This is a genomic window from Bacillus sp. SRB3LM (assembly GCF_015712745.1).
GTDB lineage: Bacteria > Bacillota > Bacilli > Bacillales > Bacillaceae_G > Bacillus_A > Bacillus_A thuringiensis_K.
In genome coordinates this window covers 1-2,484 of the sequence record NZ_VWVQ01000044.1, presented here as the reverse complement: position 1 = coordinate 2,484, position 2,484 = coordinate 1, and the positions used below count along the sequence as shown (strand labels likewise).

Below are 2,484 nucleotides of genomic sequence, written 5' to 3'. Positions count from 1 at the left end.
GTCTGCATTAAATGGTATAAATCAGCGTTTCCTTGTTCCACAGCCATAATCGCAAACGCATGACGGAATGTATGCGCTGTTACAGGGTTTTCGCGATATTGTAGAAATTCTAAATTTGTCTTTTTTATCATATCTGTTACCTGGTTTGATAACGTTTTGGGATTATAAAAGTTTCCTCTTTGATTAATAAATACAGGACTTTCATCTCCCTGGTCCAATACAGTTTGCAATCCTCTTCTCCGTCTCATCTCACATATACATTGGAATAAATGTTCAGAAATGAAAAGTTCACGTACTTTATCCCCTTTTCCTGTGACTTTTAACCAATACTTTCCGTCATAATGTAAGTCTTTCACTCTCGCGGTGCACAATTCTTGCATTCTTGCACCGGTACTTGCTAGAGCTAGTAAAATGGTATAGTTTACTACATGCCCTTGTTCTTTATAAAACCCTAAAATTTTCATCACTTCATCATAGGATAGGTCTCGATTTGGCCGATCCTGTTCATTTACATTCGCGCGCTGCAGTTCTTCATGAAGAGGCTTTTCGATGTAAGAAAATACATGAAGATGTTTTAGAAAAGAACGAATGAGCACTGTTTTCTTTGCAAGTGTTGCAACCGCGTACGTATCCCCATTTCTACCGTTCTCTACCTGCTTCAACCAAGCATTATATTTACGAATATGCCAAGGTTGTAATGTTTTTAATAAAGAATCCTTTTTCTGTACCTCTTCCCCATTCAATTCGAATTCTTCTGCATGCTGCACCATGCACTGACAAAATGATAAGATTTCGGAAACATAACTCTTTTTCGTATCCTCTTTTCTATTCTTCTTCTCATCCATATCTTTTTGTAAATGTACGAAATGATAAATGACTTCCAGATCACTTAAATACGTATATTTACTCTTCCCCTCTTTTTCTGCAACCTCCATCTTCTCTTCTAATTTATCTACATAACGACTATCATGCAGAAATAGAACCATATCTCTTATATTTTCTACATATGTATCTATATCTTCACTTTGATTCATTGTTATAGTTAAGTTCTCTTTTTTATTTTGTTTATCCATACTTGGCATTCACCTTTCCTATTGATGATTATGAATATAACACTCTTTATTATCCTTATTTATCATTTTATTTTACTTCTATACATTATACAAATGATAATTCATATTCTTTCTGTAAGAATCCTACATTCTTCTTTATTTACTTATAATTATATTTTTTTATAATTTATTAACAAATAGATATTATTTAATAGTTAATTATTTAAAATTAATAGTGATTTTATAATAAAAATCACTATTAATTTTAATTTATATATAAATTAAATGAAAAAGGTTTTCAAACCATAATAATGAATACGATATTTAATAAAATCTATTTCTTATTTTAAATATAAATCAGATTCTGATATGATATATACATACCTAAAATATTAACAAACTATAGTTATGGAGGTGTCCTTTCATGACACAAGATTTATTGTTCATTACAAAACCTACTGTAAAGACAAAAGAAGCAGCCGACTTATTAGGAGTAACGGTACAAACAATTTTAAAAAAAGAAAAAGATGGATTAATAGAATGTGTATATAAAGATAACTGGAAGCAATTCGGTAGTAAGATTTTCTATTTAGAGGATATTGAACGTTTAAAAAATAAAAATGAGGTTAAAGGCCTTAGCACGAAAGAAGTAGCTGAAATTTTGAATGTTGCACCATCTACTATCTTTACATATATCAAATCTGGAAAATTACCTGCAACAATGGTAGAAAAAAGAGGAAAACAAGTATATCTTATCGATGAGGAAGAACTAGAGATTTTTATGCTTGATTATGAAAAAACCAAAACAAAAGAGCGAAAAACATTTATTACGAAGATTCAAGATGAAGATATATATTTATATCAATTATTAAAACATCTACACATTGGAAAAACCGCTAGGGTAATAGAGATTAATGGAGAAGACGGCAAGATTCTTACAGAGGACGAAGAAATTTTCCCTCTATCCACTTATAAGGAACATGATTACTCCTTTGAACCTTTCAATAAAAAAGCGGTAATTACTAAACGAGGGTATTTATCTTTTTCATTTAAAAAACCTCAATTATTTCATTCCATCACTTATAATCTCATAAACTTATTTTATAAAGAACTAGGTGTCACAAATATGCGATTAGATATTTCATCAGATACTATCAAATTAGAAATTAAGCCTTTCGTATTACAAGTAGATCCACTGCAATTTCAAGAAGAGGTTAAATACTTACATTCTCATATGAAATCCGGCACGATACTTCCTCATGTAGAAGGTATTTACTTTAAAAGTAATGTAGAGCCATTAACTTTTCATGCCGATCATGAATTCAAGCAAAGAGTCGTACAAATGGCAGCAGATGCGGGGCTAGGACAAGAGGAGTTTCTCTTGCAAGCTGTTCAATCTTATATAGAAGAGCGGGAACAGACGGACAATAGA

At 31.1% G+C, this 2,484-nt stretch carries 2 protein-coding genes; one reads left to right on the top strand and one right to left on the bottom strand.

Going from position 1 to position 2,484, the window contains the following annotated elements; genetic code table 11:
- A partial coding sequence (locus F3I02_RS17695; protein WP_196478262.1) for a tyrosine-type recombinase/integrase occupies nt 1-1,073 on the bottom strand: 1,073 nt, incomplete at its 3' end.
- Nucleotides 1,074-1,476: 403 nt separating this feature from the next.
- Between F3I02_RS17695 and F3I02_RS17690 the strand changes: the two genes are divergently transcribed.
- On the top strand, nt 1,477-2,484 hold a 1,008-nt coding region (locus F3I02_RS17690; protein ID WP_196478261.1), incomplete at its 3' end, for a helix-turn-helix domain-containing protein.